Source organism: Luteimonas sp. A501 (assembly GCF_054052085.1).
Genome location: NZ_JBSVRI010000001.1, coordinates 484,467 through 511,266, shown reverse-complemented (window position 1 = coordinate 511,266; position 26,800 = coordinate 484,467). Strand labels below are relative to the sequence as shown.

Genomic DNA, 26,800 nt, shown 5'->3' with positions numbered 1-26,800 from the left:
GCATGAACCTGCAAGGCTTCCTCGACCACCTCCTCAAGTCCCAGTCCGCCACCCAGGCATCGGGCGCGCAGCCAGCGGCGGGCGGCAGCCTGCTCAACGCCGATTTCGGCAAGGGCGCGATCACCGGCGGCGCGCTCGGCCTGCTGCTGGGCAAGAACAAGTCCACGCGCAAGCTCGCGACCTATGGCGGCCTGGCCGCGATCGGGGTCATGGCCTACAAGGCCTACGGCGATTACAAAACGCAGCAGGGCACCACCCAGGCCGCGCCGCCGCAGACCGTCGACCGGCTGCCGCCGCCGCAGGCTGCGTTGCACAGCGAGGCGATCCTGCGCGCACTGGTGGGCGCGGCGAAGGCCGACGGCCACATCGACGAGCGCGAGCGCGGGGTGATCGAGGGCGAGTTCGCACGCCTGAACCCGGACAGCGAAGTGCAGCAGTGGCTGCACGCCGAGCTGGCCAAGCCACTGGACCCGGCCGAGGTCGCCCGCGCAGCGACCACGCCTGAAATCGCTTCGGAGATGTACCTGGCCAGCCTGATGGCGGTCGACGAGCAGAACTTCATGGAGCGCGCCTACCTCGACGAACTCGCGCGCCAGCTCAAGCTCGACGAGGACCTGCGCCAGCGCCTGTCGAACGAGCTCCAGCGCAGCTGACGGTGCCCGCGCCCGTCCGCCTGGTTGCACGCCTGGTCGCCTGGCTGTTCGTCCTGGCGGCACTCGCTGCACTGGCGTACTGGGCCTGGGACCAGCCGTTCATGGCCAAGGCACGCGCGCAATGGGAACTCTCGCGCATGCCGCCGCCGGTTGCGGTGGCAATGCCGGTGCAGGGGGTGGAGGCCAACCGGGTTGCCGACACCTTTGGCGCACCGCGCGGGCGTGACCGCAGGCACGAGGGCGTCGATATCTTCGCGGCGCGCGGCACGGTGGTGTCGAGTTCCACGCGCGGCATCGTCACCGCGGTGCGCGAAGGCGGGCTCGGCGGCCGCCAGGTCTGGGTTACCGGCCCGGCGCGGCAGCGCCACTATTACGCGCACCTGGACGACTGGGCAGAAGGCGTCGTGGTCGGCGACGTGGTCTGGCCCGGCGATGCGCTGGGCATGGTCGGCGACACCGGCAATGCGCGCGGCACCCCGCCGCACCTGCATTACGGCATCTATGGCCAAGGCGGCGCCATCGATCCGCTGCCTCTGCTGCGTGCGCACGCACGTGGCGGCATGGCACCGGACGCGGCGGTCGAGCGGCCGTGATCGACGGCTGCGCGGCACGGCGCTAGGCTTTGGCCATCGCGCGGCACGCCGCGCTCCATTGGACCGGCATGGACAAGCGCTTCTGGATCTGCGGGATCGTGGTCGGCGCGGCCGGCCTGCTGCTCGGCTTCCTGGTCCACGGACTGCTGCTGCGGCCCGACTACCAGGCACTCGCCCAGCTCTATCGCTCGTCGGAGCAGGCGAACGCGCAGGCCGCATGGATCATTCCCGCGTATCTGTCCCTCGGCCTGGCAATGACCTGGCTGTACCGGCGCATGCCCGCCAGCGATGGCGTCGACCTCGGCCGCGGCGCGCGCTTCGGGCTGGCGGTGGCCCTCGTCTCCTACGTGCCCTGGCATATCCTCGCCTTCGTCGGGCAACCGCTGCCGCTATCGCTGATGCTGCTCCAGGTGGCCCTGGACCTGGTTGCGATGGTGTTGCTCGGGATGCTGCTGGCGTGGCTGCAGCCGCACCGGCGGGTGCTCACCTCTCTGCCCTGAGGCGACGCTCCCGGAGCAGCAGCGGGCGCTGACGATGCGTTCATCGCCGGCGCGTATCGTCTGGCGCAGCCCCGCACACGTACACGCCGCCATGTACCCACTGCAACTGCTGTCCATTGCCGTACTGGCACTCGCCCTCGCGGGCTGCGGCGATGAGACCGTCACGCCTGCCGCGGTCACAGAGGAGGATTTCGAAGCCTTGCCAGCGCCCGCGCAGCCGGGCAGCGGTGGCGTGACCGGCATGCCCGATGCACCCGGTCCCGGCGCCGTCCCGCTTGCCGGTTCGGCCGCGCCGCTGGCCGATGTCGCCGAGCCGGGCGCAGCGTTGTTCTCGAATGGCATGGCGCTTCCCGCGCTGCCGGATGCGAATGGTGCGGGTTCCGGCCAGGAGACGCTGCCGCATTTCGCGGACGTCCGCGTGGGCCAGGGCACGCTGCCGCCGCTGGAAGACAATCCCGAGACAGGACTGGGCGCCGAGCCCCTGCCAGGCGCGGCCGCGATGCCCGCTCAGCCCTCCACCGAAGCGTCCGCGGAGCATGCGACCGCCGCGGTCCGCGCCTATTACGACGCGATCAGCGCCGGCGACTTCAATCGCGCATATGCCGCCTGGTCCGACGGCGGTCGCAGCAGCGGCCGCACGCCGGAGCAGTTCGCATCGGCATTCCAGGACACCCGCGTCATCCGCGTCTCGATCGGCGCCCCGGGCCGCGTCGAGGGCGCCGCCGGCTCGCGCTACGTGGAGGTCCCGGTGACCATCACCAGCCGCGGCGCGGACGGCCGCGAGCAGCGCCAGGCCGGCAGCTTCGCCATGCGCAGCTCGGTGGTGGAAGGCGCGGTGCCGGGCTGGCACATCGTCTCGGCGGACCTGCGCGAACTGCAGCCCTGAGGCGCGCCGGGATGGACGCGCCGGGGTGGATCAGCGCTTTGGCTGCAGCATCGTCCCGGTGCATTCCGACGCGCCGCAGCGGCAGCCCCAGAGCTTCTTCAGCTTCGGCGTGTGGCGTTCGTCCAGGGTGATGCCGTAGTTGTAGGTCAGCTCCTCGCCCGGCTCGATGCGTTGCAGCGCTTCGATGAACACCTTGTCCTTGTGCGGGCGACCCTTGTCGTCCTGTTCCACCAGCGCTTCGCAGTTGGGCGCGCAGCTGTGGTTGATCCAGCGCGCGACGCCGCTGTCCATGTTGCCGTCGATGACGTAGTCGTCGTTGAGCGTGAACAGAAAGGTATGGCCGTTCTCGTCGATCTCGCCGTACTCGGAATCGACCTCGTCATGGCTGCGCAGCCTGCCCTTGTAGCGGACGATGCGCTCGCCCTTCTCGATCAGCTCGGTGGCGAACACGCCGTTGCCGTGGATCTCCGATTGGCGGGCCTCGATCTTTTTGTCCTTCTTGCCGGACTTGTCCTTGCTCTTGGCCATCTGCGGCATCGTCTCGCTGGGAAACGGTCATTGTGGTGGAAGCGCGTGCGTTCTTCCATCGCACACGCGCCGCCACCCCCTGCAGGAGCAGCCACAGCTGCGATCTCGCGTGCCTCGCGCGCCGGCGGAAGCGGGTTGGACGCGACCGGCGCAAATGGTACAATTTCGGTCCTGATTAGAGGATCGCCACCCCCATGCTCCGCGTCACCCGCCTCACCGACTACGCCACCGTGGTGCTCACCGTGCTTGCCGCGGAGCCGGAGCGCGTGCTGAGCGCGGTCGAGCTGGCAGAGCGCGCGGGGCTGGAGCCGCCCACGGTCAGCAAGCTGCTCAAGCCCCTGGCACAGGCCGGGCTGCTCGAGGCCTTCCGCGGCGCACACGGCGGTTACCGGCTGTCGCGGCCGGCGTCCGAGATCAGCCTGATCGCCATCGTCGAGGCCATGGAAGGGCCGCTGGCAATGACCGAATGCAGCCTTGAAGACACCAGCTGCGGCATCGCCGATCACTGCGGCGCGCGCGCCAACTGGCGGCGCATCAACGACATCGTCGCCGACGCCCTGCGCGGCGTCAGCCTGGCGCAGATGCTCGAAGCGCCGCGCGATCCCCATCCCGGGGCCGGGCCCGGTGCGTCAAAGCGCATCCCCGCCCGCCTCGCCACCATATGAAGACCCAGGCAGCCCCCATGGCCACCCAGATCGAAGCACCCATCGAACCCATCGAACCCATCGCCAACGAGGCGATCCACGAGCAGCTCGGCCGTCGCTACGACGCCGGCTTCATCACCGACATCGAGTCCGATTCGCTGCCGCCCGGCCTGGACGAGGACACCGTCCGTGCCCTGTCCGCGATCAAGGAAGAGCCCGAGTGGATGACCGAGTGGCGCCTGGCCGCCTATCGCCACTGGCTGACCATGCCGGTGCCGCACTGGGCCAAGCTCTCGATCGCGCCCATCGACCTCCAGGCGATCAGCTACTACTCCGCGCCCAAGGGCCCGAAGTACCAGTCGCTGGATGAAGTGCCGCAGGAGCTGCTCGACACCTACGACAAGCTCGGCGTGCCGCTGCACGAGCGCGCCAGGCTTGCCGGCGTGGCCGTGGATGCGGTGTTCGACTCGGTCTCGGTCGGCACCACATTCCGCAAGGAGCTGGCCGAGAAGGGCGTGATCTTCTGCTCGATGTCCGAGGCCATCAGGGAACATCCGGAGCTGGTGAAACAGTATCTGGGCACCGTGGTGCCGGTGGGCGACAACTATTTCGCGGCGCTGAACTCGGCGGTGTTCTCGGACGGCTCGTTCGTGTTCATCCCGAAGGGCGTGCGCTGTCCGATGGAGCTCAGCACCTACTTCCGCATCAACGCCGGGCATACCGGCCAGTTCGAGCGCACGCTGATCATCGCCGAGGAAAGCTCGCACGTGTCCTACCTCGAGGGCTGCACGGCGCCGATGCGCGACGAGAACCAGCTGCATGCGGCCGTGGTCGAGCTGGTCACGCTCGATGACGCCGAGATCAAGTATTCGACCGTGCAGAACTGGTATCCGGGCGACGAGAACGGCGTCGGTGGCATCTACAACTTCGTCACCAAGCGCGCCGAGTGCCGCGGTGCACGCAGCAAGGTCGTCTGGACCCAGGTCGAGACCGGCTCCGCGATCACCTGGAAGTACCCGAGCTGCGTGCTGCTCGGCGACGACTCGTCGGGCGAATTCCACTCGGTGGCGCTGACCCACCACCGCCAGCAGGCCGATACCGGCACCAAGATGATCCACCTCGGCAAGCGCACCAAGTCGAAGATCATCAGCAAGGGCATCAGCGCCGGCCGCGGCCAGAACACCTACCGCGGGCTGGTGAAGATCGGCTCGAAGGCGGAAGGCGCGCGCAACTACACGCAGTGCGACAGCCTGCTGATCGGCAAGGAATGCGGCGCCCACACCTTCCCCTATATCGAGGTGAAGAATCCCAGCGCCACCGTCGAGCACGAGGCCACCACGTCCAAGATCAGCGACGACCAGATGTTCTATTGCCGCAGCCGCGGGCTGGGCGAGGAGGACGCGGTCAGCCTGATCGTGGACGGCTTCTGCAAGCAGGTCTTCCGCGAGCTGCCGATGGAGTTCGCGGTGGAGGCGAAGAAGCTGCTGGAAGTGAGCCTGGAAGGCTCGGTGGGCTGAGGTCGCCCGGATCGCGCCCCGGTAACGGAGGTCAGGGTCGCAGCTATAGCTGCTCCTACAGACGCTTCCCCGAAATTCTGAAGGGCTGGCCCGCAGGCCGGCTGTTCCCACACACAAGAGACCGACATGCTGAAGATCGAGAACCTCCACGCCACCGTTGCCGGCGATCGCGAAATCCTCAAGGGCCTGAGCCTTGAGGTGAAGCCGGGCGAGGTGCACGCCATCATGGGCCCCAATGGCGCCGGCAAATCCACGCTGGGCAACATCGTCGCCGGTCGGGACGGTTACGACGTCACCGCGGGCACGGTGGAGTTCGAGGGCGCCGACCTGCTGGCGCTGGACCCGGAGGAGCGCGCCGCTGCCGGCGTCTTCCTCGCGTTCCAGTACCCGGTCGAGATCCCGGGCGTGAACAACACCTACTTCCTGCGCAGCGCGCTCAACGCGCAGCGCAAGGCGCGCGGCGAGTCCGAACTCGACTCGATGCAGTTCCTGAAGCTGGTGCGCGAGAAGCTCGGCGTCCTGCACCTGGATGACAAGCTGCTGCACCGCGGCGTCAACGAGGGCTTCAGCGGCGGCGAGAAGAAGCGCAACGAGATCTTCCAGATGGCGGTGCTTGAGCCGAAGCTCGCGATCCTGGACGAGACCGACTCCGGCCTCGATATCGACGCCCTGCGCCAGGTCGCCGACGGCGTCAACACGCTGCGTTCGCCCGACCGCGCCTTCCTGGTGATCACCCACTACCAGCGCCTGCTCGACTACATCAAGCCTGATTACGTGCACGTGCTGGCCGATGGCCGCATCGTCGAGTCCGGGGGGCCCGAGCTTGCGCTGCAGCTCGAGGCCCAGGGCTACGAGTGGCTGCGCGAGCGCAAGGTGCCGGAGGCGGTGGCGTAATGACCGCACTGCTCGACTCCCTCTCGACCGGCTTCAGCGGCAGCGGCGCACGCCGCGCCGCGCTTGATGCCGCGCTGCGCGACGGCCTGCCGCACGCGCGCAGCGAGGCCTGGAAATACACCTCACTGCGCGCGCTGGAGCGTCGCGGTTTCTCGCCGGCGCCGTTGCCGCATGCGGACGTGGATCCGGCGCTCCTCGCCAACATCCCGGCACCGCGCCTGGTCTTCGCCAACGGCCGCTTCAATGCTGCGCTGTCCGACGCGTCCGGCCTGCCCGAGGGCGCCCGCCTGCTGTCGATGGCCGAGGCCCTGGCCGATCCCGATCCACGCGAAAGCAATGTGCTGGCCCGCAGCTACGAGCGCGCCGACGAGGTCTTCGCGCGCCTCAACGCCGCGCTTGCCGACGACGGCGCCGTGCTGCGCGTGGCCGAAGGCGTGGCGGTGGACGTGCCGGTGCACTTGGTGTTCCTGGGACTGCCGGCTGAAGGCGACCTCGCCTGGCACGCACGCCACCTGATCGAACTGCGCCGCGGCGCCTCGGCCACGGTGATCGAGCATCACATTGCCGGCGGCGACCACGCCCACCTCGGCAACGCCATCGCCCACGTGCATCTCGCCGCCGGCGCCGTGCTGCGCCACGCGCGCATCCAGGACGAGTCCAACCGCGCCACGCTGTTCACCCGCACCGACGCCGTGCTTGCCCGCGACGCCAGCTATCGGCGCCTGGACCTGGAGCTGGGCGGCGCGCTGTCGCGCCACGAGCTCAACGTACGCCTGGAGGGCGACAACGCCGAGCTGATCGCCAACGGCGTGCTGCTGGCCGCCGGCCGCCGCCACCTCGATACGCGCCTGGGCATCGAGCACATCGCCCGCGACACCCGCTGCGAACTGCTCTGGCGCGGCATGGCCGCCAGTCGCGGCCGCGCCGTGTTCCACGGCGGCATCGAGATCCGCGAGGGCGCCGATGGCACCGACGCGCAGCTGTCGAACAAGAACCTGCTGCTGTCCGACACCGCCGAGATCGACACCCAGCCGGTGCTGGTGATCCACGCCGACGAAGTCACTGCGGCGCACGGCGCCACCGTCGGCCAGCTCGACGACGCCGCGATCTTCTACCTGCGATCACGCGGGCTGCCGGAAGCGGAGGCGCGGGCGTTGATGACCGCGGCGTTCGTGCGTGAGCCGCTGCTGGCGGTGGTGGAGACGCCGGCGCACCGGGAATTGCTGCAGGCGAGGCTGGACCGGGCGGTCGAAGCGCAGGTACTCGTGTGATGGCTGATTGGGCCGCGGTGCGGAGGGACTTTCCGCTGCTGGCGCGCGAGGTCCACGGCAAGCCGCTGGTCTACTTCGACTCCGCCAACACCGGGCAGAAGCCGGCCGTGGTGATCGATGCCGTCGACGATTTCTATCGCCGCCACAACGCCAACGTCAGCCGCGCCGTCCACCAGCTCGGCAGCGAGGCCACCGAGGCCTTCGAGGCCTCGCGCGGCAAGCTGGCGCGCTTCATCAAGGTGCGGCCGGACGAACTGGTGCTCACCAGCGGCACCACCTTCGCGATCAACCTGGTGGCCTACTCCTGGGCGCTGCCGCGCCTTGGCCCCGGCGACGTGATCCTGCTCACGCGCATGGAGCACCACGCCAACATCGTCCCCTGGCAGCTGGTCGCCCAGCGCACCGGCGCGCGCATCGAGGTCGTCGACCTGCTGCCCGACGGCAGCCTCGACATGGGCATGCTGCGCGCGAAGATGACCGGCGAGGTGAAGCTGCTCGCCGTCGCCCACGTCAGCAACGTGCTCGGCACCGTCAACCCGGTGGCCGACATCTGCCGCGAGGCGCGCCGCCGCGGCATCGTGACCGTGGTCGACGGCTCGCAGGCGCTGCCGCACCGCCCCGTTGACGTCACCGCCATCGGCTGCGACTTCTACGCGCTCACCGGGCACAAGATGTGCGCGCCCACGGGCACCGGCGCGCTGTGGGCGCGGCGCGAGCACCTCGAATCGATGCCGCCCTTCATCGGCGGCGGCGAGATGATCAAGGAGGTGCGGCTGGACGGCGGCACCGTGTTCAACGACCCGCCTCGCAAGTTCGAGGCCGGCACGCCGAACATCGCCGGCTTCGTCGGCATGGGCGCCGCGGTCGACTACCTGTCGGCGCTGGGCATGGATCGCGTGGAGGCCCGGGAGCAGGCGTTGCTGGCGCACCTCGACGAAGAATTCGCGAAGGTCGAAGGCCTGCGCGTCTTCGGCACCGCGCCGGGCAAGGCCGCGGTGGTCTCGTTCGCGATCGACGGCGTGCACTCGCACGACCTCGCCACCCTGCTCGACCTCGAGGGCATGGCCGTGCGCTCCGGCCAGCACTGCGCGCACCCGCTGCTGGAGTGGCTGGGCGTCACCGCCACCTGCCGCGCCTCGCTGGCCTTCTACAACACCCATGACGAGATCGACGCCTTCATCGCCGCGCTGCGCAAGGTCCGCAAGCTGCTGGCGTGACGCGGGCGCGAACAGGCAAAATCACGCCATGGATGAACTCCGCTTCCGCGCGGCGACGGACGCCGACATCGATGCCATCGTGCGCCTGGTCACCCGCGCCTACCGCGGCGAGGCCAGCCGCGCCGGCTGGACCACCGAGGCTGACTTCCTCGATGGCGAACGCATCGACCCCGACGTGGTGCGCGCCGACATCCGGCAACCGCGCAGCCGCGTGCTGCTGGCCCTGCGCGACGGCGCGCCGCTTGCCTGCGCGCACGTCGCCGATGCAGGCGGCGCCGGCTATTTCGGCATGTTTGCAGTCGAGCCGACCCTGCAGGGCGGCGGCATCGGGCGCGCGGTGCTCAGCGAGTGCGAACGCATCGCGCGCGCGGAATGGAGCCTTTCGCGCATGCGGATGACGGTGATCGACCTGCGCGACGAGCTGATCGCCTGGTACGAGCGCCTGGGCTACCGCCGCACCGGCGAATACAGGCCCTTTCCCTACGGTGATACCCGCTTCGGCGTTCCCCGTCGCGACGACCTCAGGTTCGAGGTTCTGGAGAAGATGCTGTGAGCCAAGCCTGGACCTTCGTCTGCCCCGGCGCCGAGCTGCTGCCGGGCGAAATGAAGACCGTGTTCGACGAGGTCAGCGGGGCACCGATCCTGGTGCTCAACCTCGACGGCGAGATCTATGCGCTGGAGGACGTCTGCAGCCACGAGGACTTCGAACTCTCCGCCGGGACCTTCGAACCGGCTGACGGCACGATCGAGTGCGTGCTGCACGGGGCGAAGTTCGATGTCCGCGACGGCCGTGCGCTGTGCGCGCCTGCATACGAGCCCGTGGCGAAGTTCCCGGTCAAGCGGGAGGCGGATGGCGGGGTGTGGACGAGGGACGACCGGGACTGAGTCCCTGATGCACCTCGTGGGGATCCGGTGTGGGAGCTGGGGTGAATGATTCCCCGTTGCGGTTGCTAATGGTTCTCATTACCATGGCGGTCCGCTGAATGCGTGCGGACGGCCCCCGGGTTGCCGCGCACGCCTTCCCCGTCAAGCCGCCGCCAGACGTGGACCCCCACTGATTTCCGGAGCTCGCCCGTCCATGTCCACCCTCGCCGCCCGCCTGAGCGTGCGCCGCGCGCCCGTGCGCACCGCCCTGTTTTCCGCAATCACCGTCCTGCTGCCGCTGTCGCCTGCCTTTGCGCAGGACGCGACGCCTGACGGCGGCGACGCCACCACCTTCGACACCCTGGTGGTGACCGCCGCCGGCTTCGAGCAGAAGCTCACCGACGCGCCGGCCAGCATCAGCGTGATCACCCGCGAGGACCTGGCCACGCGCCCCTACGTGACCCTGACCGACGCCGTGCGCGACCTCGAGGGCGTCGACGTCGGCGAGACCTCGGACAAGACCGGGCAGAAGACCGTCAGCATGCGCGGCATGGGTCCGGAATACACGCTGATCCTCATCGACGGCAAGCGCCAGAACAACCACGGCGACATCTACCCCAACAACTTCGGCGGCAACCAGTTCAACCACGTGCCGCCGCTGGACATGATCGAGCGCATCGAAGTGATCCGCGGGCCGGCGTCCACGCTGTATGGCGCCGACGCGCTGGGTGGCGTGATCAACATCATCACCCGCAAGGTCGGTGACCGCTGGATGGGTTCGGCCACCGTGTCGCACAACCTGCAGGAAAACGACGACTTCGGCAGCGACAGCACCTTCGACTTCGCGGTGATGGGTCCGCTGATCGAGGACACGCTGGGCCTGGGCGTGCGCGGCTCGTGGTACGACCGCAATTCGTCCACGCCCGAGTACGAAGTCATCACCGCGCCCGACGGCACGGAGTTCGAGCGTTCGCTGGGCTTCGGCGGCGGCGGCAAGACCGTCGACAACACCAACAAGAGCGCCGGCGTGACCCTGAGCTGGACGCCCGGCGAGTTCCAGAGCGTGGTGTTCGAATACGACAAATCCGAGCAGGTGTACGACAACACGCCGTACATCAACAACCTCGGTACCGAGACCTATCCGCTGGGCACGGTGGACGGGCTGGGCGGCATCTGGCGCGCCCCGCCGCGCGTCGGCTACGCCGCCGACCAGGAGTTCACCCGCGACCAGTGGTCCGTGACCCACCAGGGGCAGTGGGATTTCGGCAACAGCTTCCTGTCGCTGTCGCATATCGACACCGCCAACCACGGCCGCACCCTGCCCTTCACCGTCGCCGAGCGCCTGCTGCACGAGGACATCTACTGCGACAACGCCGCCGTCTGCGAAACCGGTCCCTACGCCGGCATGGGCCGCGAAGAGCGCCAGCAACTGGCGGTCGAAGCCTTCCTGCCGCGCCCCAAGCGCACCATGGAAAGCCGCCAGTACACGCTCGACGGCAAGCTCGACTTCGCGCTGGGCGCGAACCACCACGTGATCGTGGGCGGCCAGGTCGTCGACGGCGAGCTCGAGGACGGCGTGTTCGGCATGGAAGGCGGCGGTGACGGCGCCGGTACCGTGCAGGAGCACAAGATGTGGTCGGTGTTCGCCGAGGACAACTGGAATCCCGTCGACGCGCTGACCATCACCGTCGGCCTGCGCCATGACGACCACAACATGTTCGGCAGCCGCCTCAGCCCGCGCGCGTACGCGGTCTGGGACCTGGCCCCGGCCTGGACCCTGAAAGGCGGCGTCAGCACCGGCTACAAGACGCCCAAGACCACCGACCTGTACGACGGCATCATCGGCTTCGGCGGCCAGGGCACGTCGCCCTTCGTCGGCAATCCGGACCTCGAGCCGGAGACCAGCGTCAACACCGAAGTCGCGCTGTACTGGACCGCGCCCGAGGGCGGGCACAATTTCAACATCACCATCTTCCGCAACGACTTCGACGACAAGATCGCCCGCGGCGAGACCAGCCAGAGCTGCGAGGAGACCGGCGGCGTCCGCCCCTGCGCAAACCTCGGCGACTTCGCGCTGCTCGGCTACACGACGTACGCGCAGAACATCAACATCGACGAGGTGCGCATCCAGGGTGCCGAAGTCGCCGGTCGCTGGGGCATCAGCGAGGCCTGGTCGCTGCGCGCCAACTACACCTTCACCGACAGCGAGCAGCTGAGCGGCGAGGACAAGGGCCTGCCGCTGACCAACACCGCGAAGCACATGGTCAACGCCAGCCTGAATTGGCAGGCGACCGACGACTTCAGCATGCAGCTGCTGTCCGAAACCCGCTCCAAGCGCTACCGCGACGTGATCGACGGCGTCCGCCACGACTACGAGGACTACACCGTCCTCCATCTCGGCGCGCAGTACCGTTTCAGCGAGAACGTCCGCCTCAACGCGCGCATCAACAATCTGCTCGACGAGGACTTCACCAGCTTCCGCACCGTCTGGACGCAGGATCCGACCGGCGCCTATGAGCCCACCTACTACGACGACTACAACAACAAGGACAAGTCGCGGAACCTGTGGCTCAGCCTGAACGTGCAGTTCTGACCCGCGACGCCGGCCCGACGTGACCCGACCCTCCGCACCTTCCGGCAACGCCGCGGCCCAGCGCCGCGGCTTCTGGCTGCGCACGCTGCACCAGTGGCACTGGATCAGCTCGGCGGTGTGCCTGGTCGGCATGCTGCTGTTCGCGGTCACCGGCATCACGCTCAACCACGCCGCGAAGATCGAGGGCAGCCCGGAGGTCGACAACCGCCAGCTTGAGTTGCCCGCGGCGCTGCTGCCGCAGCTCGACGCCCACGCCGAAGGCAACGCGCCGCTGCCGCGAGAGCTCGAGCGCTGGCTGCGCGACGAACTCGGCGCACCCACCGGCGGCCGCGAGGCCGAATGGTCGGAGGACGAGGTCTACCTGTCGATGCCCGGCCCCGGCCGCGATGCCTGGCTTGCCATCGACAAGGCCAGCGGTGCGGTCGAGTACGAACGCACCGACCGCGGCTGGGTCTCCTACCTCAACGACCTGCACAAGGGCCGCAATTCCGGGCCGGCGTGGGGCTGGTTCATCGATATCTTCGCCATCGCCTGCATCGTGTTCACGCTGACCGGGCTGTTCCTTCTGCAGATGCACGCGCGCCAGCGCCCCTCCACCTGGCCCTGGGTGGGGCTGGGCCTGGTGGTGCCGGTGCTGCTCGCCCTGCTGTTCATCCATTGATCCACGAGAGGCCACGCATGCGCATTCCCCTGACCATCGTCCTCGGCGGCCTGCTGGCCACGCCGGTCTACGCCGCGGAGCTGACCGTCGAGGTCGAAGTCCCGTCGATGACCGTGGCCGAATACCACCGTCCCTACGTCGCGGTCTATGTCGAAGGTGCCGACGGCAAGGCCGCGGCCGATCTTTCGGTCTGGTACATGATGAAGGACACCGCCGAAGGCCACGGCACCAAGTGGCTGCCCGACCTGCGCCAGTGGTGGCGCAAGTCCGGGCGCACGCAGCAGATGCCGGTGGACGGCGTCAGCGGCCCGACCCGTCCCGCGGGCCGCCATGCGCTGAAGTTCAACGCCCGCGACCCGCGGCTGTCCGGCCTCGCGCCGGGGCGTTACAGCGTGGTGGTGGAAGCCGTTCGCGAAGTCGGCGGCCGCGAGCTGCTGAAGATCCCCTTCGACTGGCCGGCGACGTCCGCGCAGTCGGGCAAGGCCCAGGGCAAGACCGAACTCGGCGCGGTGGGCCTCGCCATCAAGCCCTGATCCCACCCACCCGCCCACACGACACGCATTCCCTTCCGGAGACCGAAGATGAAGAAGACCATCGCACTCGCCCTTGCACTCGCCGCCGTGCTGCCCATGAGCGCATCCGCGCACAAGCAGTGGATCATCCCGTCGCAGGCCGTGGTCAACGGTAGTGACGTCTGGGTGACCTTCGACGCCGCGGTGTCCAACCAGCTGTTCTTCCCCGACCACGTGCCGATGCGCCTGGACGGCATCACCGTGACCGCGCCCGACGGCAGCAGTGCGGAGCTGGCGAACGGCGCCACCGGCAAGTACCGCAGCACCTTCGACGTGCAGCTCGTGCAGCAGGGCACCTACCGCATCGCCAACGCCGGCAGCGGCATGTCGGCGCGCTGGGACACGGCCGAAAGCCTGGCCGCGAAGGCGAAAGCCGAGGCCGAAGGCAAGCCCGCCACCGGTCCCGCCGCGCGCGGCGGCTTCCTGCGCAGCGCCACCGCCGAGGACCTGGCCACCAAGGTGCCGAAGGACGCGCAGAACCTGCAGGTCACCGAGACCGTCCGCCGCGTCGAAACCTTCGTCACCAACGGCGCGCCCAACGCGACCGCGCTTGTCGCCACCGGCACGGGCATCGAGCTGGAGCCGGTGACCCATCCCAACGACCTGTTCGCGGGCGAAGAAGCGACCTTCCGCATCCTGGTCGACGGCAAGCCGGCCGCCGGCCTCGAGTTCGAGATCGTTCGCGGCGGCACCCGCTACCGCAATGCCCAGGACGACATTGCCGCGACCACCGACGCCGGCGGCCTGCTCCGCGTGACCTGGCCCGAGGCCGGCATCTACTGGCTGGAAACCGGCCTGCAGGACGACAAGGCCAGCCTGCCGCAGGCCACCGGTCGCCGCCTCGGCTACGTCGCCACCCTGGAAGTGCTGCCGCAGTAATGGGTCCGCACGGCGCCGTCGACGCGCGCCCCGCCCTCGCGGTGCACGCGCTGGGCGGCGCCACCATGGGCACCCTCTGGCGGGCGTCGGTGGCGGCGCCCTCCGGCGCCGACCTGCACGTCCTGCACGACGGCATCCAGGCCTGCCTGGATCGCGTGGTCGCGCAGATGAGCACCTGGGAGCGCGACTCCGACATCAGCCGCTACAACCGCGCGCCCGCGGGTAGGTGGCAAGCGCTGCCGCAGCCGTTCTTCGACGTGCTGCACGAGGCGCTGGCGATCGCCGCGGACAGCGGCGGCGCCGTCGACCCGACCGTCGGGCCGCTGGTCGAAGCCTGGGGCTTCGGTCCCCGGGGCAGCGGCGGACGCGTGCCGGACGCAGAGACGCTGGCCGCGGCGCGCGCGCGTACCGGCTGGCAGCGGGTCGTTCTCGATCCGGCCGGCCAGCGGGCGCTGCAGCCCGGTGGCGCCGGACTCGACCTGTCCGGCATCGCCAAAGGCCATGGCGTGGACGCCGTGGTGGACTGGCTGCAGGCGCGCGGCGTGCCTGCCGCGCTGGTCGAGGTCGGTGGTGAACTGCGCGGCTACGGCCGTAAGCCGGACGGCACGCCGTGGAAGGTCCTGGCCGAAGCCTGGCCGGATGACGATGGCGCTGCCGCACCCTGCGTGATCCAGCTCGACGCCGCCGCGGTCGCCACCTCCGGCGACCACTGGCACCGCTTCGAGCACGGCGGCCGCCTGTATTCGCATACGATCGATCCGCGCACCGGCGCCCCGGTCGAGCACGCCCCGGCCGCCGTGACCGTGGTCGCCGACACTGCGCTCGCAGCCGACGCCTGGGCGACGGCGCTGACCGTGCTGGGGCCGGGGCGCGGCTTCGAACTGGCGCAGGCCCGCGGCATGGCCGCGCGCTTCGTACTGCGTGACGCCACGGGCATGCGCGAACGCGCCACGGACGCCTTCAGACGGCGACTCCCGCAGTGAGCAGAGCATCCGCCGCACGGCGCGCGCGCGCCGCACAGGCCGGCATCCTGCTCGCCCTGTCCGCAGCCGCGCTGGCCTTCGTCCCGCTGCACGACGAGGCCTGGTGGCCCGGCCCGCCCGGCGCCACGCAGGGATGGCTGGCCGTCCTGCTTGCGGCCGCCTATCTGGCTGCCAGCGCCGCGAAGCTGCGCCACGCCCGTCGCAGCGCGCGTGCGCAGGTCGCCTCCGAAGCCGCTGGCGCCGACGCGCCCGATGACGCTGACTGGCTCGTGGTCCACGCCAGCCAGACCGGCCAGGCCCTGGACTTCGCCCGGCGCACGGCGGACGCACTGCGCAGCGCCGGACTGCACCCCCGCCTGCGCGACATCGCCACGCTCGATGCCGCCTCGCTCGCCGCCACGCGGCAGGTGCTGTTCGTCGCAAGCACCACCGGCGAAGGCGACGCGCCGGACCCGGCGGCAGCCTTCATCCGCGACACGATGCACGCCGGCATCGCCCTGCCCGGCCTCCGCTACGCCGTGCTGGCCCTGGGCGATCGCAGCTACCAGAACTACTGCGCCTTCGGCCACGCCCTGGACCAGTGGCTGCGCGACGCGGGGGCCAGCCCGCTGTTCGACATCGTCGAGGTCGACAACGGCGATCCCGCCGCGCTGCGCCATTGGCAACACCACCTCGGCGTCGCGGCCGGTGCCCCGGAGCTGCCGGACTGGTCGCCCGCACGCTATGCGCCCTGGAGCCTGGCCGCGCGGCGCGAACTCAATCCCGGCAGCCTCGGCGGCGCCGTGCACGAAGTGCTGCTCTTGCCGCCCGCCGGCAGCGACCCGCAGTGGCGCGCCGGCGACATCGCCGAAATCGGTCCGCGCCAGGCACCCCGGGCCGTGGTCGCCCTGCTCGTCGCCACCGGCCTGGATCCCGCGACGCAGGTGCGCGTGGGCGACGGACGCGTGTCCCTGCGCGACCTGCTCGCGCGCTCCCACCTGCCCGATGCAGGCGAACTCGTGGGACTCGACGCCCAGGGCGTCGCCTCACGCCTGGAGCCGTTGCCGCACCGCGAATACTCCGTCGCATCGGTCCCCGGGGAAGGCAGGCTGCGCCTGCTGCTGCGGCGCATGCTGCGTCCGGACGGCAGCCCGGGCATCGGCAGCGGCTGGCTCTGCGACCACGCCCAGCCTGGCGGCATGATCGACCTGCGCATCCGCGCCAACCCCGGCTTCCACGGCCCCGGCGCCGGCACGCCGCTGGTGCTGGTCGGCAACGGCACCGGCATCGCCGGCCTGCGCGCACACCTGGCCGAGCGCATCGCCGCCGGCGGCCACCGCAGCTGGCTGCTGTTCGGCGAGCGCAGCGCCGACCGCGACTTCCACCTGCACGAGGACATCCTGCGCTGGCTCGGCGACGACGCGCTGGCGCGCCTGGACCTTGCGTTCTCGCGCGATGCCGAGGGCGCCGGACTTCCCGCGCCGGCGGTCGCCGGCGACGCCGCGGCCATCCATCATGGCTACGTGCAGGACGCCCTGCGCGCCGAATCCACGCGCCTGCGCCAGTGGGTCGACGACGGCGCCACGATCCTGGTCTGCGGCAGCCTGCAGGGCATGGCGCCGGGCGTGGACGCCGCGCTGCGGGACATCCTGGGCGATGCCGCGGTGGAGCGGATGCGCGTGGACGGACGCTACCGGCGGGATGTGTATTGAGGCCCGAGCCGTGCGTGGGTCGTGCCCTTGGAATGCCTGCGGCAGGGTCCGCGGGCGGTGCGGCCGTCCGGGTCGCAGCTGTAGCTGCTCCTACATGTTGTTCGGCGGCGATGGCTCGATGCGTATGAGCAGCAGCTCGCCGGCGCCTTCGATCAGGCAGCGCCGCCTGCGCGCGGCATCGGCATCCAGCAGGGCGCTGTCGCCCATTTCCAGGAGCGGCATCGGATGGTCGCCGCCGACGGTGGCCTGACCCGCGATCACGTGCACGACCCACGCGGCGCCCGGATCGACGAACAGCAGCATCGAACCCACCAGCGGCCGATGCCACAGCTGCGGTGCCACGCGCCCGTCCTGCCACATCAGGTTGAACACCTCGACCCGTCCCGCCTGCAGCCGGGCCTGCACCGCGGCCTCGCCGTTGAAGCGCTGGCGTCCGTGCGGTGGTGCCAGCACGCGCTCCGACCCTTCGCCGAAGTCCAGCACAAGGCCTTCGCCGGCCAGCAGTACCTGCTCGCGCTGCACGCCGGGAAAGATGGAATACGGCCCGTCGGCTTCGATCTCCGCGATCGACAGCCGCCAGTCCCAGCCTTCGCCGGCGCCACGAGAGGCTGCGTGGATCTCGCGCGTCCAGCCCAGGCCGTTGCGCCAGCGCAGGCGCCGGTAGTCATTGGCGGGAAGGTGGCGTGCGAAGGCCGCGTCGCTGGACATGGCGGCAGTGTAGCGCCGCCTGCGTGCCCTTCGAAGGCGCGCGGGACGCGTCCCTGCGTCCCGCTACGCCATTGCCGCGCCAGGTGCGTCCCTGCACCCGGAACACGAAGCCGTGTCAGGGCGTGGACGCAGCGACGGGCTTGGCGGGCGCCGGCTTCTTGGCCGCGGCAGCCTTGGCCGCGTCGCCACCGACGACGATGCGGTCGCGGTTTCGCTCGACTGTCTTCAAGCCCACGCCCTTGACGTTGACCAGTTCGTCGGCGCTCTTGAACGCGCCGTTGGCCTTGCGATAGGCGACGATGGCCTCGGCCTTGGACATGCCGATGTTGACCAACACGCTTTCAATGGTCGCGGCGTCGGCGGTATTGATGTTGACCTTGTCACTGGCGAAGGCGCTGCCGGCCATGAGCAACGACAACAGCACGGGTGCGAGTACGGACTTCAGGGGAATCATGGCGCTCTCCTTGCATGGTTGGATTTCCTTTCCACCGGGCCATCCTGGCGCCGGCGTGGCCAGTCTCGACGCCTGCCGCAGGCCATGGCCATCGCCACGACGCCCGCGCAAGCGCCGGCCTGCAACGCATCGCATCGTCCGGAAACCCTGACGCCGGCGGCGTAGAATCGGGCTTTCCCCCCGAAAAAGGGCATCCGCGATGGACACCAGCCTGATCAACCCCGACAGCGCCGAGAAGTTCGTATCCGCCAAGTGGGACGATGAAATCGTGCCGCAGCTCGTGGAATACATCCGCATTCCCAACAAGTCGCCGATGTTCGATGCCGACTGGGTTGAACATGGCTACATGGAAGACGCGGTCAAGCTGATGGAAGACTGGGCGCGCGCGCAGTCGATCCCCGGAATGCAGCTGGAGGTGGTGCGCCTTGAAGGCCGCACGCCGCTGATCTTCATCGACATCCCGGCGACCAACGGCGGCAACGCCGACGACTGCGTGCTGCTCTACGGCCACCTCGACAAGCAGCCGGAGATGACCGGCTGGGACGACGACCTCGGCCCGTGGAAGCCGGTGCTGCGCGACGGCAAGCTCTACGGCCGCGGCGGCGCCGACGACGGCTACGCGATCTATGGTTCGCTGACCGCGATCATGGCCCTGCAGGAGCAGAAGGTCCCGCACGCGCGCTGCGTGGTGCTGATCGAGGCCTGCGAGGAATCCGGCAGCTACGATCTGCCCGCCTACGTCGACCACCTCGCCGACCGCATCGGCCAGCCTTCGCTGGTGGTCTGCCTGGACTCGGGCTGCGGCAACTACGACCAGCTCTGGTGCACCACCTCGCTGCGCGGCCTGGCCGGCGGCAACTTCACGGTCAAGGTACTGGAGGAAGGCGTGCATTCGGGCGACGCGTCGGGCGTGGTGCCGTCGAGCTTCCGCCTGCTGCGCCAGCTGCTCTCGCGGATCGAGGACGAGGCCACCGGCCGCATCCTGCTGGACGGCCTGCACGTGGAGGTCCCGGCCGAACGGCTCGCGCAGGCGCGGAAATGCGCCGAAGTTCTCGACACGGCCGTGTTCGACAAGTTCCCCTTCCTGCCCGGCATGACGCCGATGAGCAACGACCTCACCGAGCTGGTGCTCAACCGCACCTGGCGCCCGGCGCTGTCGGTCACCGGCATCGGCGGCATGCCCTCGCTGGAATCGGCCGGCAACGTGCTGCGCCCGGAGACGGCGGTGAAGCTGTCGCTGCGCCTGCCGCCGACGCTCGACGGCAAGCGCGCCGGCGAGCTGCTGCAGGAGGCCCTGCTGCGCGACCCGCCGAATGGCGCGAAGCTCAGCCTGGAACTCGAGAAGGCATCCAGCGGCTGGAACGCCCCGGCGATGGTGCCATGGCTGGACAGTGCCATCGACGCCGCCAGCCAGGCCTTCTACCAGCGCCCGGCCATGTACATGGGCGAAGGCGGCTCGATCCCCTTCATGGGCATGCTCGGCGAGAAGTTCCCGGGCGCGCAGTTCATGATCACCGGCGTGCTCGGCCCGCACTCCAATGCCCACGGACCCAACGAGTTCCTGCACATCGACATGGGCAAGCGGGTGACGGCCAGCGTGGCGCAGGTGATCGCCGCCCACCAGGCCGCAAGCGCGCGCGGCGAGACCACGGGCGCGGCCGTCGCCGCCGACAGCGGCACGCGGCACGGCGACCACGGTTGCTGCTGACAGGCGGCTGTTCGGCCGCCTTCGAGTCCAGCGACTCCGGCGGCCGATGTCGTGGCGGCGTCCGCCCGACCGGGTGCGCCGCGATGGAAATACATCCCATTCAGGAAGCGACAGGCAGCTTGTCCGCCGGCCGCGCTGAAGACGATCACTGCCCATGAGTCCCCAACGAAAGAGCAGCTTCCATCCGCTGCGAACCAACGGCCATCGCTGGAACGGCGAGGCATGACGCTGCCAACCTGGGTACCGGGAACCTGCGTGGCCCTGATGCTGGCGCTGTTGCTGATTGCCCCTGGCCGTGCCCGGATGCAGGCGGCATTGCTCAGCAGCTTCCTGTTGGCCTTGAGCCTGTGGTGGTTCGTTGACCAGCTTAGTGGCGATGGCTTCAACGCCGCCACGGTGTACCACCTCTCCAGCGGAATGGATGGCGCCGGGATCGGCGACTTCAAACGACCGATCGCGGGCCTGATCGCGCTGTCGCTGCTATCGCTCATGCCCCTCATGCGGCTGCGCCTCTGCCGACCTCCACAGCGCCGCCACCACGTCTGGGTGTCCGCCGGCTTCCTGACGGCATTCACCATGGCCGTGCTGGGCAGCCCGCTGGCCAACGATGCGATGCGCCTGTACCAGGAGTCGCGCCCCGTCGACCCGACCCAGGTGGCATCCGAATACGTGGTCCCGGCCCGGCCACTGCGCCAGCGCAAGAACATCGTATGGATCTATGCCGAGAGCCTGGAGCGCACCTACTTCGACCCACGGGCGTTTCCCGGGCTGATGCCGAACCTGTCGCGCCTGGCCGGCGAAGCACTGGATTTCCGCGGTCTTGCATCTTCTCCCGGCAGCGGCTGGACCATCGCAGGAATGGTGTCGTCACTATGCGGCGTACCGCTGACCACGGCCCGTGGCGACGAGAACAGCATGGGCCGGATGGAGAGCTTCCTGCCCGGCGCCCACTGCCTGAGCGACTACCTCAAGCAACAGGGATATGCGGTGCATTTCAGCGGTGGCGCCGATACCGCCTTTGCTGCCAAGGACAAGTTTCTTGCCAGCCATGGCTTCGATCCGGTCAAGGACCAGCGTCATTTCCGCGACAAGGGGGTAGCACGCAAGCACTTCTCCAACTGGGGCGTGCACGACGACGTGCTGCTGGAGGACGTGTTCGAAGATTTCATGCGGCTGTCGGCCGCCGACCAGCCGTTCATGCTGACCGCACTGACGATGGACACCCACCATCCAGCCGGACATCTGCCGGTTGCATGCCACGACGTCCGCTACGACAGCGAACATGGCGACATCGACCTGTTGCACGCACTGGCGTGCAGCGACCGGCTGATCGCCGAACTGGTCGGGAAGATCCGCGGCAGCACCTACGCTGACGACACCCTGATCGTGGTGGCGTCCGATCACCTGGCCATGCCCAACGATCTCAGCCACGTACTGGCCGGGCTGGACCGGGAAAACCTGCTGCTGTTCCTGGGCTCCGGATTGGTGCCGCGGCAGCTCGTCCGCGCTGGCAGCACCCTGGACTCGGGCGCAACCCTGCTGCAGTTGCTCGACCCCGCAATGGGCAAGCTCGGCTTCGGCCGGTCGCTGCTCGCGCAGACGCCTTCGGCCAGCGCCAGCAGCGCAGCGCTGGCCGACGACGGCGCGCGCTATCCGCTCTACCTGGGCTTCGCCCGGCAGCTGTGGACCGGCACCCGGACGCGCACGCTGCGAATCGAAAACGACCTGGTCGTCGCTGGCCTGCAGCGGATCCAGCCACCGGTCATGCTCGAATACGACACCAGCTGGAACATCAAGTCGATCGTGCTGGAGGACGCGCCGCGCCAGTTCGCCGACAGCGATCCGGACAACATCCTGGCCTACGTCGACCGCTGCACCGCATTCCTCGACGATCCATCCAGCGGTGAATGGTGCGCAGTGGTGGTGGACCGCCGCAACGGCCTGACCCTGTATCCGGACACGCAGCTGCAGCAGGGCATCCAGGTCGACGCGCCACTGGAGACGGTCGCCGACGCGCGTCCGCGCCCACGCCGGCCCCTGACCCTGAGCGCGGAAAGCCAGCCGCTGGCGGCCGGCCGGTACCAGCTGCGCCTGCACACTCGCGGCCCACCCGGGCAATCGTTCTGGCTGGAAGCCGTATCCGATGACGGCAAGGTGATCCGCGCGCGCGAATGGGTGCAGGTTGAACCGCACGGCCGCGGCGGCCGGATCCGCCTGCCGCTATGGCTGGATTCGACAGCGGACCAGCTGGTGATTCGCGTGTGGCTGGATTACACCGAGGAGATCGACGTCGAACGGATAGCGCTGGTGCCGACGCCTGGAGACACCCAGTCCTGAGCCATGGTCCTGCCCGCTCCCTCCTCGTGGCGCGACCGGTGAGGGCTGGCGCAGGCGCGCGAGCCCTGCCAAAGTGCGGGCTCAATCCACAACGAGGGGATCACATGGAAGGCGTATTCGGTGGCGACAGCTGGCTCTGGATCATCCTGGTGGGCTTCGTGGTCGGCGTACTCGCGCGCCTGATCAAGCCCGGCAAGCAGGGCATCGGCATCATCATGACGATCGTGCTCGGCATCGTTGGCGCGCTCTTCGCCGGCTGGGTCGGACGCATGCTGGGGTGGTACGCGGAGGGCGAACCGGTCGGCTTCATCGCATCGCTGGTCGGTGCGATCGTGCTGCTGTTCATCGCCGAGGCCATCAAGGGCAAGCGCAGGCGCTGAGCCGGCGCGAACTTCGCACACATGGAAAAGCCGGGCATCGCCCGGCTTTTTCCTTTCCCGGCCCGGCCTCAGTCCAGGAGCGCGGCGATCACGCGTTCCGCGAGGGCCTCGGGACTCCCGGACATCGTGTCCAGCACCAGCTCCGCATCTTCCGGCCGCTCGTAGGGCGAGTCGATGCCGGTGAAGTTGGGCAGTTCGCCCCGGCGTGCCTTGGCGTACAGGCCCTTGGCGTCGCGCCGCTCGGCCTCGGCCAGCGGCGTATCCACGAACACCTCGATGAAGTCGCCCTCGGCGAACAGCGCGCGCGCGGACCGGCGCTCGGCCCGGAACGGCGCGATGAAGCTCACCAGCACGATCAACCCCGCATCGGTCATCAACCGCGCGACGTGGGCGATGCGCCGCAGGTTCTCGACGCGGTCCTCATCGGTGAAACCGAGGTCACGATTGAGACCATGGCGGATGTTGTCGCCATCGAGCAGGTAGGTGTGGCAGCCGCGCGCGAGCAGGCCGCGCTCGACCAGGTTGGCGATGGTCGACTTGCCGGCGCCCGACAGGCCGGTGAACCAGACGCAGCGCGGGCGCTGGCCCTTGAGCGCGGCGCGCACGTTGCGGTCCACGTCCAGCACCTGCCAGTGGATGTTGTCGGCGCGGCGCAGTCCGTGGCGGACCATGCCGGCACCGACCGTGGCACGGCTCAGCATATCGACCAGGATGAAGCTGCCCATCGCCGGCTCGTCGGCAAACGGCGCGAACGGGATCGGTGCGTCGAGCGACAGCACCACTTCGCCGATATCGTTGGCCTGCAGGCGCTTTGCGGCCAGCGGCTGCAGGGTTTCGGGATCGAGCAGGTGCTTGATTTCACCGACGCGCGCGCCGACAACGCGGGCCCCCGCCTGCAGCTGATAGCGCCGCCCCGGCAGCAGCGCGGCTTCATCGAACCACAGCAGGTCGGCGACGAACTGGTCGGTGGCGGCCAGGGGCGCGCGGGCGGCGGCAAGCACGTCTCCGCGCGCGGCGTCGACGTCCTCCGCCAGGCGCACGGAGACGGCGTCGCCGGCATGGGCGCTGCCGACCTCGACGCCACCGCGGCGCAGGCCGGCAACGGTCGCGGCCACGCCGTCGGGTTCGATCCGCAGCGCATCGTCCACGCGCAGCGTGCCCGAGGCGATGGTGCCGGCCAGCCAGCGCCCGCCATCGTCGTCGCGCAGCACCAGCTGCACGGGCAGGCGCGCGGCAAGGTCGGCGTCGCGTGGTTCGACCTGCACGGACTCGAGGTGTTCGAGCACGGTCGGTCCCTCATACCAGGGCATCGCATCCGAACGCGCGGTGACGTTGGCGCCGGTCGCGGCGGCCAGCGGGATCGCGACGGCATCCGCGATGCCGAGCTTCGCGGCGTGCGCGCGGTACGTGCCTGCAATCGCCTCGAAGGCGGCGCGATCGTGGCCGACGCGGTCCATCTTGTTCACCGCCAGCAGCACGTGGCGCACGCCGAACATCGCCGCGATCGCGGTGTGGCGGAAGGTCTGCGGCAGCAGCCCGCGAGTGGCGTCCACCAGCACGATCGCGAGGTCGGCGACGGACGCACCGGTGGCCATGTTGCGCGTGTACTGCACGTGTCCCGGGCAGTCCGCGACCATGAAGCGGCGGCGCGGCGTGTCCAGGTGGCGCCAGGCGACGTCGATGGTGATGCCCTGCTCGCGTTCGGCTTCCAGGCCATCCAGCAGCAGCGCGTAGTCGACGTCACCGCCGCGGGTGCCGTGCATTGCACTGGCCTTCGCCAACGCGGCGCGCTCATCGTCGGGCACGCGGCCGGCCTCGGCCAGCAGGCGCCCGATCAGGGTGCTTTTGCCGTCGTCGACGCTGCCGCAGGCGACAAGGCGCAGGAAGTCACTCGCCATCAGAAATAGCCCTCGCGCTTCTTCTTCTCCATCGAGTCGCCTTCGGCGTGGTCGATCAGGCGACCGGCGCGCTCCGACTGCGTGCCCGCCTCCATCTCGGCGATGACCGCGTCGAGGTCTGTGGCGTCGGACTCGACCGCGCCAGTCAGCGGATAGCAACCGAGGGTACGGAAGCGCACGCGGCGCAGCATCGGCGCCTCGCCGGGTTCGAGCCGGAAACGCGCGTCATCGACCATCACCAGGGTGCCGTCGCGCTCGACCACCGGGCGCTCTGCGGCGAAGTACAGCGGCACCACCGGAATGCCTTCGCGGCGGACGTAGCGCCAGACATCGAGCTCGGTCCAGTTCGACAGCGGGAACACGCGCATGCTCTCGCCGGGATTCACCCGCGCGTTGTACAGGTTCCACAGCTCCGGGCGCTGCCGGCGCGGATCCCAGCGCTGGTTGGCGTCGCGGAAGGAAAACACGCGCTCCTTGGCGCGCGACTTTTCCTCGTCGCGACGCGCGCCGCCGATCGCGGCGTCGTAGCCACCGGCGTCCAGCGCCTGGCGCAGCGCCTGGGTCTTCATCACTTCGGTGTGGCGGCTGGCGCCGTGGCTCTGCGGACCGATGCCATCGCGCACGCCGTCGGGATTCACGTGGACGCGCAGGTCGACGCCGGTTTCCGCGGCGCGACGGTCGCGGAAAGCGATCATCTCGCGGAACTTCCAGGTGGTGTCGACATGCAGCAGCGGGATCGGCGGCCGCGATGGCGCGAAAGCTTTCAACAGCAGGTGCAGCAGCACCGAACTGTCCTTGCCGATCGAGTACAGCATCACCGGCTTGCGGCACTGTCCCGCGACCTCGCGCAGGATGTGCAGGCTCTCGGCTTCGAGCCGGTCGAGCTGGCGGTCGATCGCAGCCCCGTCGCTCATGAGCGCCCGTAGACGTCTTCGTAGCGGACGATGTCGTCTTCGCCCAGGTAGTCGCCCGACTGCACTTCGATCAGCTCCAGCACTTCGGTGCCGGGGTTCTCCAGCCGGTGCTTCGCGCCCAGCGGTATGTAGGTCGACTGGTTGGCGTGCAGCTCGAAGACATCGTTGTCACGGGTCACGCGCGCCGTGCCGCGGACCACGATCCAGTGCTCGGCGCGGCACCTGTGCGACTGTAGCGACAGCCGGCCGCCGGGCTTGACCTTGATGCGCTTGACCTGGAAGCCCTCGTCCTGGTCGATGGAATCGTAGCTGCCCCAGGGCCGGTGCACCTCGCGATGGAGCACGGCATGGCTGCGGTCATCGGCCTTGAGCCGCGCGACCACGTCCTTGACCTCCTGTACCCGGTCCTTGTGCGCGACCAGCACCGCGTCGTCGGTCTCCACCACCACCAGGTCGTCCACGCCCACAAGCGCCACCAGGCGCCGCGACCAGGCATAGCTGTTGCGGCTGCCGATCGCGATCACGTCGCCATGGCCGGCATTGCCGTCCGCGTCCTGCTCGCTGACCTGCCATAGCGCCGACCACGAGCCGACGTCGTTCCAGCCGATGTCCACGGGCAACACCATGGCGCGGTCGGTCTTTTCCATCACCGCATAGTCGATGGAGTCCGACGGCGCGGCGGCGAAGGCGTCCTTGTCCAGGCGCACGAAGTCGCCGTCACGGGTGGCGCCGTCGCTGGCGCGGCGCACCGCGTCGAGCATGTCCGGATGGAAGCGGCCCAGCTCTTCCAGGTAGCGCGAGGCGCGGAACAGGAACATGCCGCTGTTCCAGTAGTAGCCGCCGGCATCCAGATAGTCCTGGGCGGTGGCGGCGTCGGGCTTCTCGACAAAGCGCAGCACCTCGCGCACGCCGTTGCCCGCACCCGCTTTGCCCGCACCGGCCTGGATATAGCCAAAGCCGGTTTCCGGCGCCTCCGGCACGATGCCGAAGGTAACCAGCGCACCGGCTTCGGCGGCCGCGCACGCTTCGCCCACGGCGGCGCGGAACGCCCCGGCATCGCGCACCACATGATCCGACGGCAGCACCAGCAGCAGCGGATCGGCACCGCCGGCCATGGCCTGCAGCGCCGCGGCGGCAATCGCCGGGGCGGTGTTGCGGCCGACCGGCTCGAGGATGATCGCCGCGCCTTCCACGCCCACCTGTCGCAGCTGCTCGCCGGCCAGGAAGCGATGCTCCTCGTTGGCCACCACGATCGGCGCCAGTGCAGCCAGCGGCGCCACCCGCAGCCAGGTGTCCTGCAGCATGGTGTGCTCGCCGGTCAGCGCCAGGAACTGCTTGGGATACGCCTCGCGCGACAGCGGCCACAGGCGCGTGCCGGAGCCACCGGAGAGGAGCACGGGTTGCAGCTGCGTCATGGCAAGGTGCCTGGCTGTCTAAGGAGGAGCGCGAAGTTTA

At 69.5% G+C, this 26,800-nt stretch carries 26 protein-coding genes; 20 read left to right on the top strand and 6 right to left on the bottom strand.

Annotated features, from left to right (window positions below; genetic code table 11):
* Positions 1-2: 2 nt before the first annotated feature.
* From ACW7G5_RS02330 to ACW7G5_RS02315, 4 genes are all read left to right on the top strand, one after another.
* Positions 3-653, top strand: coding sequence for a tellurite resistance TerB family protein (locus tag ACW7G5_RS02330; RefSeq protein ID WP_457001466.1), 651 nt, complete (start codon positions 3-5; stop codon positions 651-653).
* Complete coding sequence (locus ACW7G5_RS02325; RefSeq protein WP_457002824.1) at positions 650-1,246, top strand: M23 family metallopeptidase; 597 nt, start codon at positions 650-652, stop codon at positions 1,244-1,246. Before ACW7G5_RS02330 ends, ACW7G5_RS02325 begins: the two co-directional genes overlap by 4 nt.
* 68 nt (positions 1,247-1,314) lie before the next feature.
* Positions 1,315-1,746 (top strand): hypothetical protein, encoded by a 432-nt coding sequence (locus tag ACW7G5_RS02320; RefSeq protein WP_457001464.1) that lies wholly within the window; start codon positions 1,315-1,317, stop codon positions 1,744-1,746.
* A gap of 91 nt (positions 1,747-1,837) precedes the next feature.
* Positions 1,838-2,632: a hypothetical protein gene (locus tag ACW7G5_RS02315; protein WP_457001462.1), complete on the top strand. Its 795-nt coding sequence runs from the start codon at positions 1,838-1,840 to the stop codon at positions 2,630-2,632.
* Positions 2,633-2,662: 30 nt separating this feature from the next.
* Here the strand turns inward: ACW7G5_RS02315 and ACW7G5_RS02310 are convergent, their stop codons facing one another.
* Positions 2,663-3,160 (bottom strand): SET domain-containing protein, encoded by a 498-nt coding sequence (locus tag ACW7G5_RS02310; protein WP_457001460.1) that lies wholly within the window; start codon positions 3,158-3,160, stop codon positions 2,663-2,665.
* A 194-nt stretch (positions 3,161-3,354) separates the two neighbouring features.
* On the opposite strand from ACW7G5_RS02310, the gene ACW7G5_RS02305 reads away from it, so the two are divergent.
* The 13 genes from ACW7G5_RS02305 to ACW7G5_RS02245 all read left to right on the top strand — a co-directional run bounded on the left by ACW7G5_RS02305 (position 3,355) and on the right by ACW7G5_RS02245 (position 16,946).
* Positions 3,355-3,825 carry an SUF system Fe-S cluster assembly regulator gene (locus tag ACW7G5_RS02305; protein ID WP_457001458.1) on the top strand — a complete coding sequence of 157 codons (471 nt, stop codon included), beginning with the start codon at positions 3,355-3,357 and terminating at the stop codon, positions 3,823-3,825.
* A gap of 17 nt (positions 3,826-3,842) precedes the next feature.
* Positions 3,843-5,321, top strand: coding sequence for a Fe-S cluster assembly protein SufB (gene sufB, locus ACW7G5_RS02300; protein ID WP_457001456.1), 1,479 nt, complete (start codon positions 3,843-3,845; stop codon positions 5,319-5,321).
* 126 nt (positions 5,322-5,447) lie between these two features.
* On the top strand, positions 5,448-6,215 hold the full coding sequence (sufC, locus tag ACW7G5_RS02295) for a Fe-S cluster assembly ATPase SufC (protein ID WP_457001454.1): 768 nt from the start codon (positions 5,448-5,450) through the stop codon (positions 6,213-6,215).
* Positions 6,215-7,486, top strand: coding sequence for a Fe-S cluster assembly protein SufD (gene sufD / locus ACW7G5_RS02290; protein ID WP_457001452.1), 1,272 nt, complete (start codon positions 6,215-6,217; stop codon positions 7,484-7,486). The genes sufC and sufD overlap by 1 nt, the downstream gene beginning before the upstream one ends.
* Entirely contained in the window at positions 7,486-8,703 is a 1,218-nt protein-coding gene (locus ACW7G5_RS02285) for a cysteine desulfurase (RefSeq protein ID WP_457001450.1), read from the top strand. Before sufD ends, ACW7G5_RS02285 begins: the two co-directional genes overlap by 1 nt.
* A gap of 28 nt (positions 8,704-8,731) precedes the next feature.
* Positions 8,732-9,256: a GNAT family N-acetyltransferase gene (locus ACW7G5_RS02280; protein ID WP_457001448.1), complete on the top strand. Its 525-nt coding sequence runs from the start codon at positions 8,732-8,734 to the stop codon at positions 9,254-9,256.
* The gene (locus ACW7G5_RS02275) at positions 9,253-9,588 is read left to right on the top strand and encodes a non-heme iron oxygenase ferredoxin subunit (protein WP_457001446.1); all 336 of its coding nucleotides are present in this window, start codon (positions 9,253-9,255) and stop codon (positions 9,586-9,588) included. Before ACW7G5_RS02280 ends, ACW7G5_RS02275 begins: the two co-directional genes overlap by 4 nt.
* 193 nt (positions 9,589-9,781) lie before the next feature.
* A complete protein-coding gene (locus ACW7G5_RS02270) occupies positions 9,782-12,160 on the top strand; it encodes a TonB-dependent receptor domain-containing protein (protein ID WP_457001445.1) in 2,379 nt (792 codons plus the stop codon).
* 19 nt (positions 12,161-12,179) lie between these two features.
* Positions 12,180-12,821 (top strand): PepSY-associated TM helix domain-containing protein, encoded by a 642-nt coding sequence (locus ACW7G5_RS02265; RefSeq protein ID WP_457001443.1) that lies wholly within the window; start codon positions 12,180-12,182, stop codon positions 12,819-12,821.
* Between the two features lie 17 nt (positions 12,822-12,838).
* Positions 12,839-13,354, top strand: coding sequence for a DUF2271 domain-containing protein (locus ACW7G5_RS02260; protein WP_457001441.1), 516 nt, complete (start codon positions 12,839-12,841; stop codon positions 13,352-13,354).
* 48 nt (positions 13,355-13,402) lie between these two features.
* Positions 13,403-14,272: a DUF4198 domain-containing protein gene (locus ACW7G5_RS02255; protein WP_457001439.1), complete on the top strand. Its 870-nt coding sequence runs from the start codon at positions 13,403-13,405 to the stop codon at positions 14,270-14,272.
* Positions 14,272-15,255 (top strand): FAD:protein FMN transferase, encoded by a 984-nt coding sequence (locus ACW7G5_RS02250; protein WP_457001438.1) that lies wholly within the window; start codon positions 14,272-14,274, stop codon positions 15,253-15,255. Before ACW7G5_RS02255 ends, ACW7G5_RS02250 begins: the two co-directional genes overlap by 1 nt.
* Complete coding sequence (locus tag ACW7G5_RS02245) at positions 15,252-16,946, top strand: sulfite reductase subunit alpha (protein ID WP_457001436.1); 1,695 nt, start codon at positions 15,252-15,254, stop codon at positions 16,944-16,946. The genes ACW7G5_RS02250 and ACW7G5_RS02245 overlap by 4 nt, the downstream gene beginning before the upstream one ends.
* A gap of 90 nt (positions 16,947-17,036) precedes the next feature.
* Here the strand turns inward: ACW7G5_RS02245 and ACW7G5_RS02240 are convergent, their stop codons facing one another.
* Positions 17,037-17,654 carry a HutD/Ves family protein gene (locus ACW7G5_RS02240; protein WP_457001434.1) on the bottom strand — a complete coding sequence of 206 codons (618 nt, stop codon included), beginning with the start codon at positions 17,652-17,654 and terminating at the stop codon, positions 17,037-17,039.
* A gap of 115 nt (positions 17,655-17,769) precedes the next feature.
* On the bottom strand, positions 17,770-18,108 hold the full coding sequence (locus tag ACW7G5_RS02235; RefSeq protein ID WP_457001433.1) for a ComEA family DNA-binding protein: 339 nt from the start codon (positions 18,106-18,108) through the stop codon (positions 17,770-17,772).
* 199 nt (positions 18,109-18,307) lie between these two features.
* Between ACW7G5_RS02235 and ACW7G5_RS02230 the strand changes: the two genes are divergently transcribed.
* From ACW7G5_RS02230 to ACW7G5_RS02220, 3 genes are all read left to right on the top strand, one after another.
* Positions 18,308-19,816, top strand: a complete 1,509-nt coding sequence (locus ACW7G5_RS02230; RefSeq protein ID WP_457001431.1) for a M20 family metallopeptidase — start codon at positions 18,308-18,310, stop codon at positions 19,814-19,816.
* A gap of 222 nt (positions 19,817-20,038) precedes the next feature.
* Positions 20,039-22,153: a phosphoglycerol transferase I gene (locus tag ACW7G5_RS02225; RefSeq protein WP_457001430.1), complete on the top strand. Its 2,115-nt coding sequence runs from the start codon at positions 20,039-20,041 to the stop codon at positions 22,151-22,153.
* 104 nt (positions 22,154-22,257) lie between these two features.
* Positions 22,258-22,533 carry a GlsB/YeaQ/YmgE family stress response membrane protein gene (locus ACW7G5_RS02220; protein ID WP_457001428.1) on the top strand — a complete coding sequence of 92 codons (276 nt, stop codon included), beginning with the start codon at positions 22,258-22,260 and terminating at the stop codon, positions 22,531-22,533.
* Between the two features lie 68 nt (positions 22,534-22,601).
* On the opposite strand, the gene cysC is transcribed toward ACW7G5_RS02220, so the two are convergent.
* The 3 genes from cysC to ACW7G5_RS02205 are packed head-to-tail and all read right to left on the bottom strand — an operon-like array spanning position 22,602 to position 26,760.
* Positions 22,602-24,431, bottom strand: coding sequence for an adenylyl-sulfate kinase (gene cysC, locus ACW7G5_RS02215; protein ID WP_457001426.1), 1,830 nt, complete (start codon positions 24,429-24,431; stop codon positions 22,602-22,604).
* Entirely contained in the window at positions 24,431-25,345 is a 915-nt protein-coding gene (gene cysD / locus ACW7G5_RS02210; RefSeq protein ID WP_457001424.1) for a sulfate adenylyltransferase subunit CysD, read from the bottom strand. Before cysD ends, cysC begins: the two co-directional genes overlap by 1 nt.
* Complete coding sequence (locus ACW7G5_RS02205) at positions 25,342-26,760, bottom strand: mannose-1-phosphate guanylyltransferase/mannose-6-phosphate isomerase (RefSeq protein ID WP_457001423.1); 1,419 nt, start codon at positions 26,758-26,760, stop codon at positions 25,342-25,344. Before ACW7G5_RS02205 ends, cysD begins: the two co-directional genes overlap by 4 nt.
* Positions 26,761-26,800: the final 40 nt, after the last annotated feature.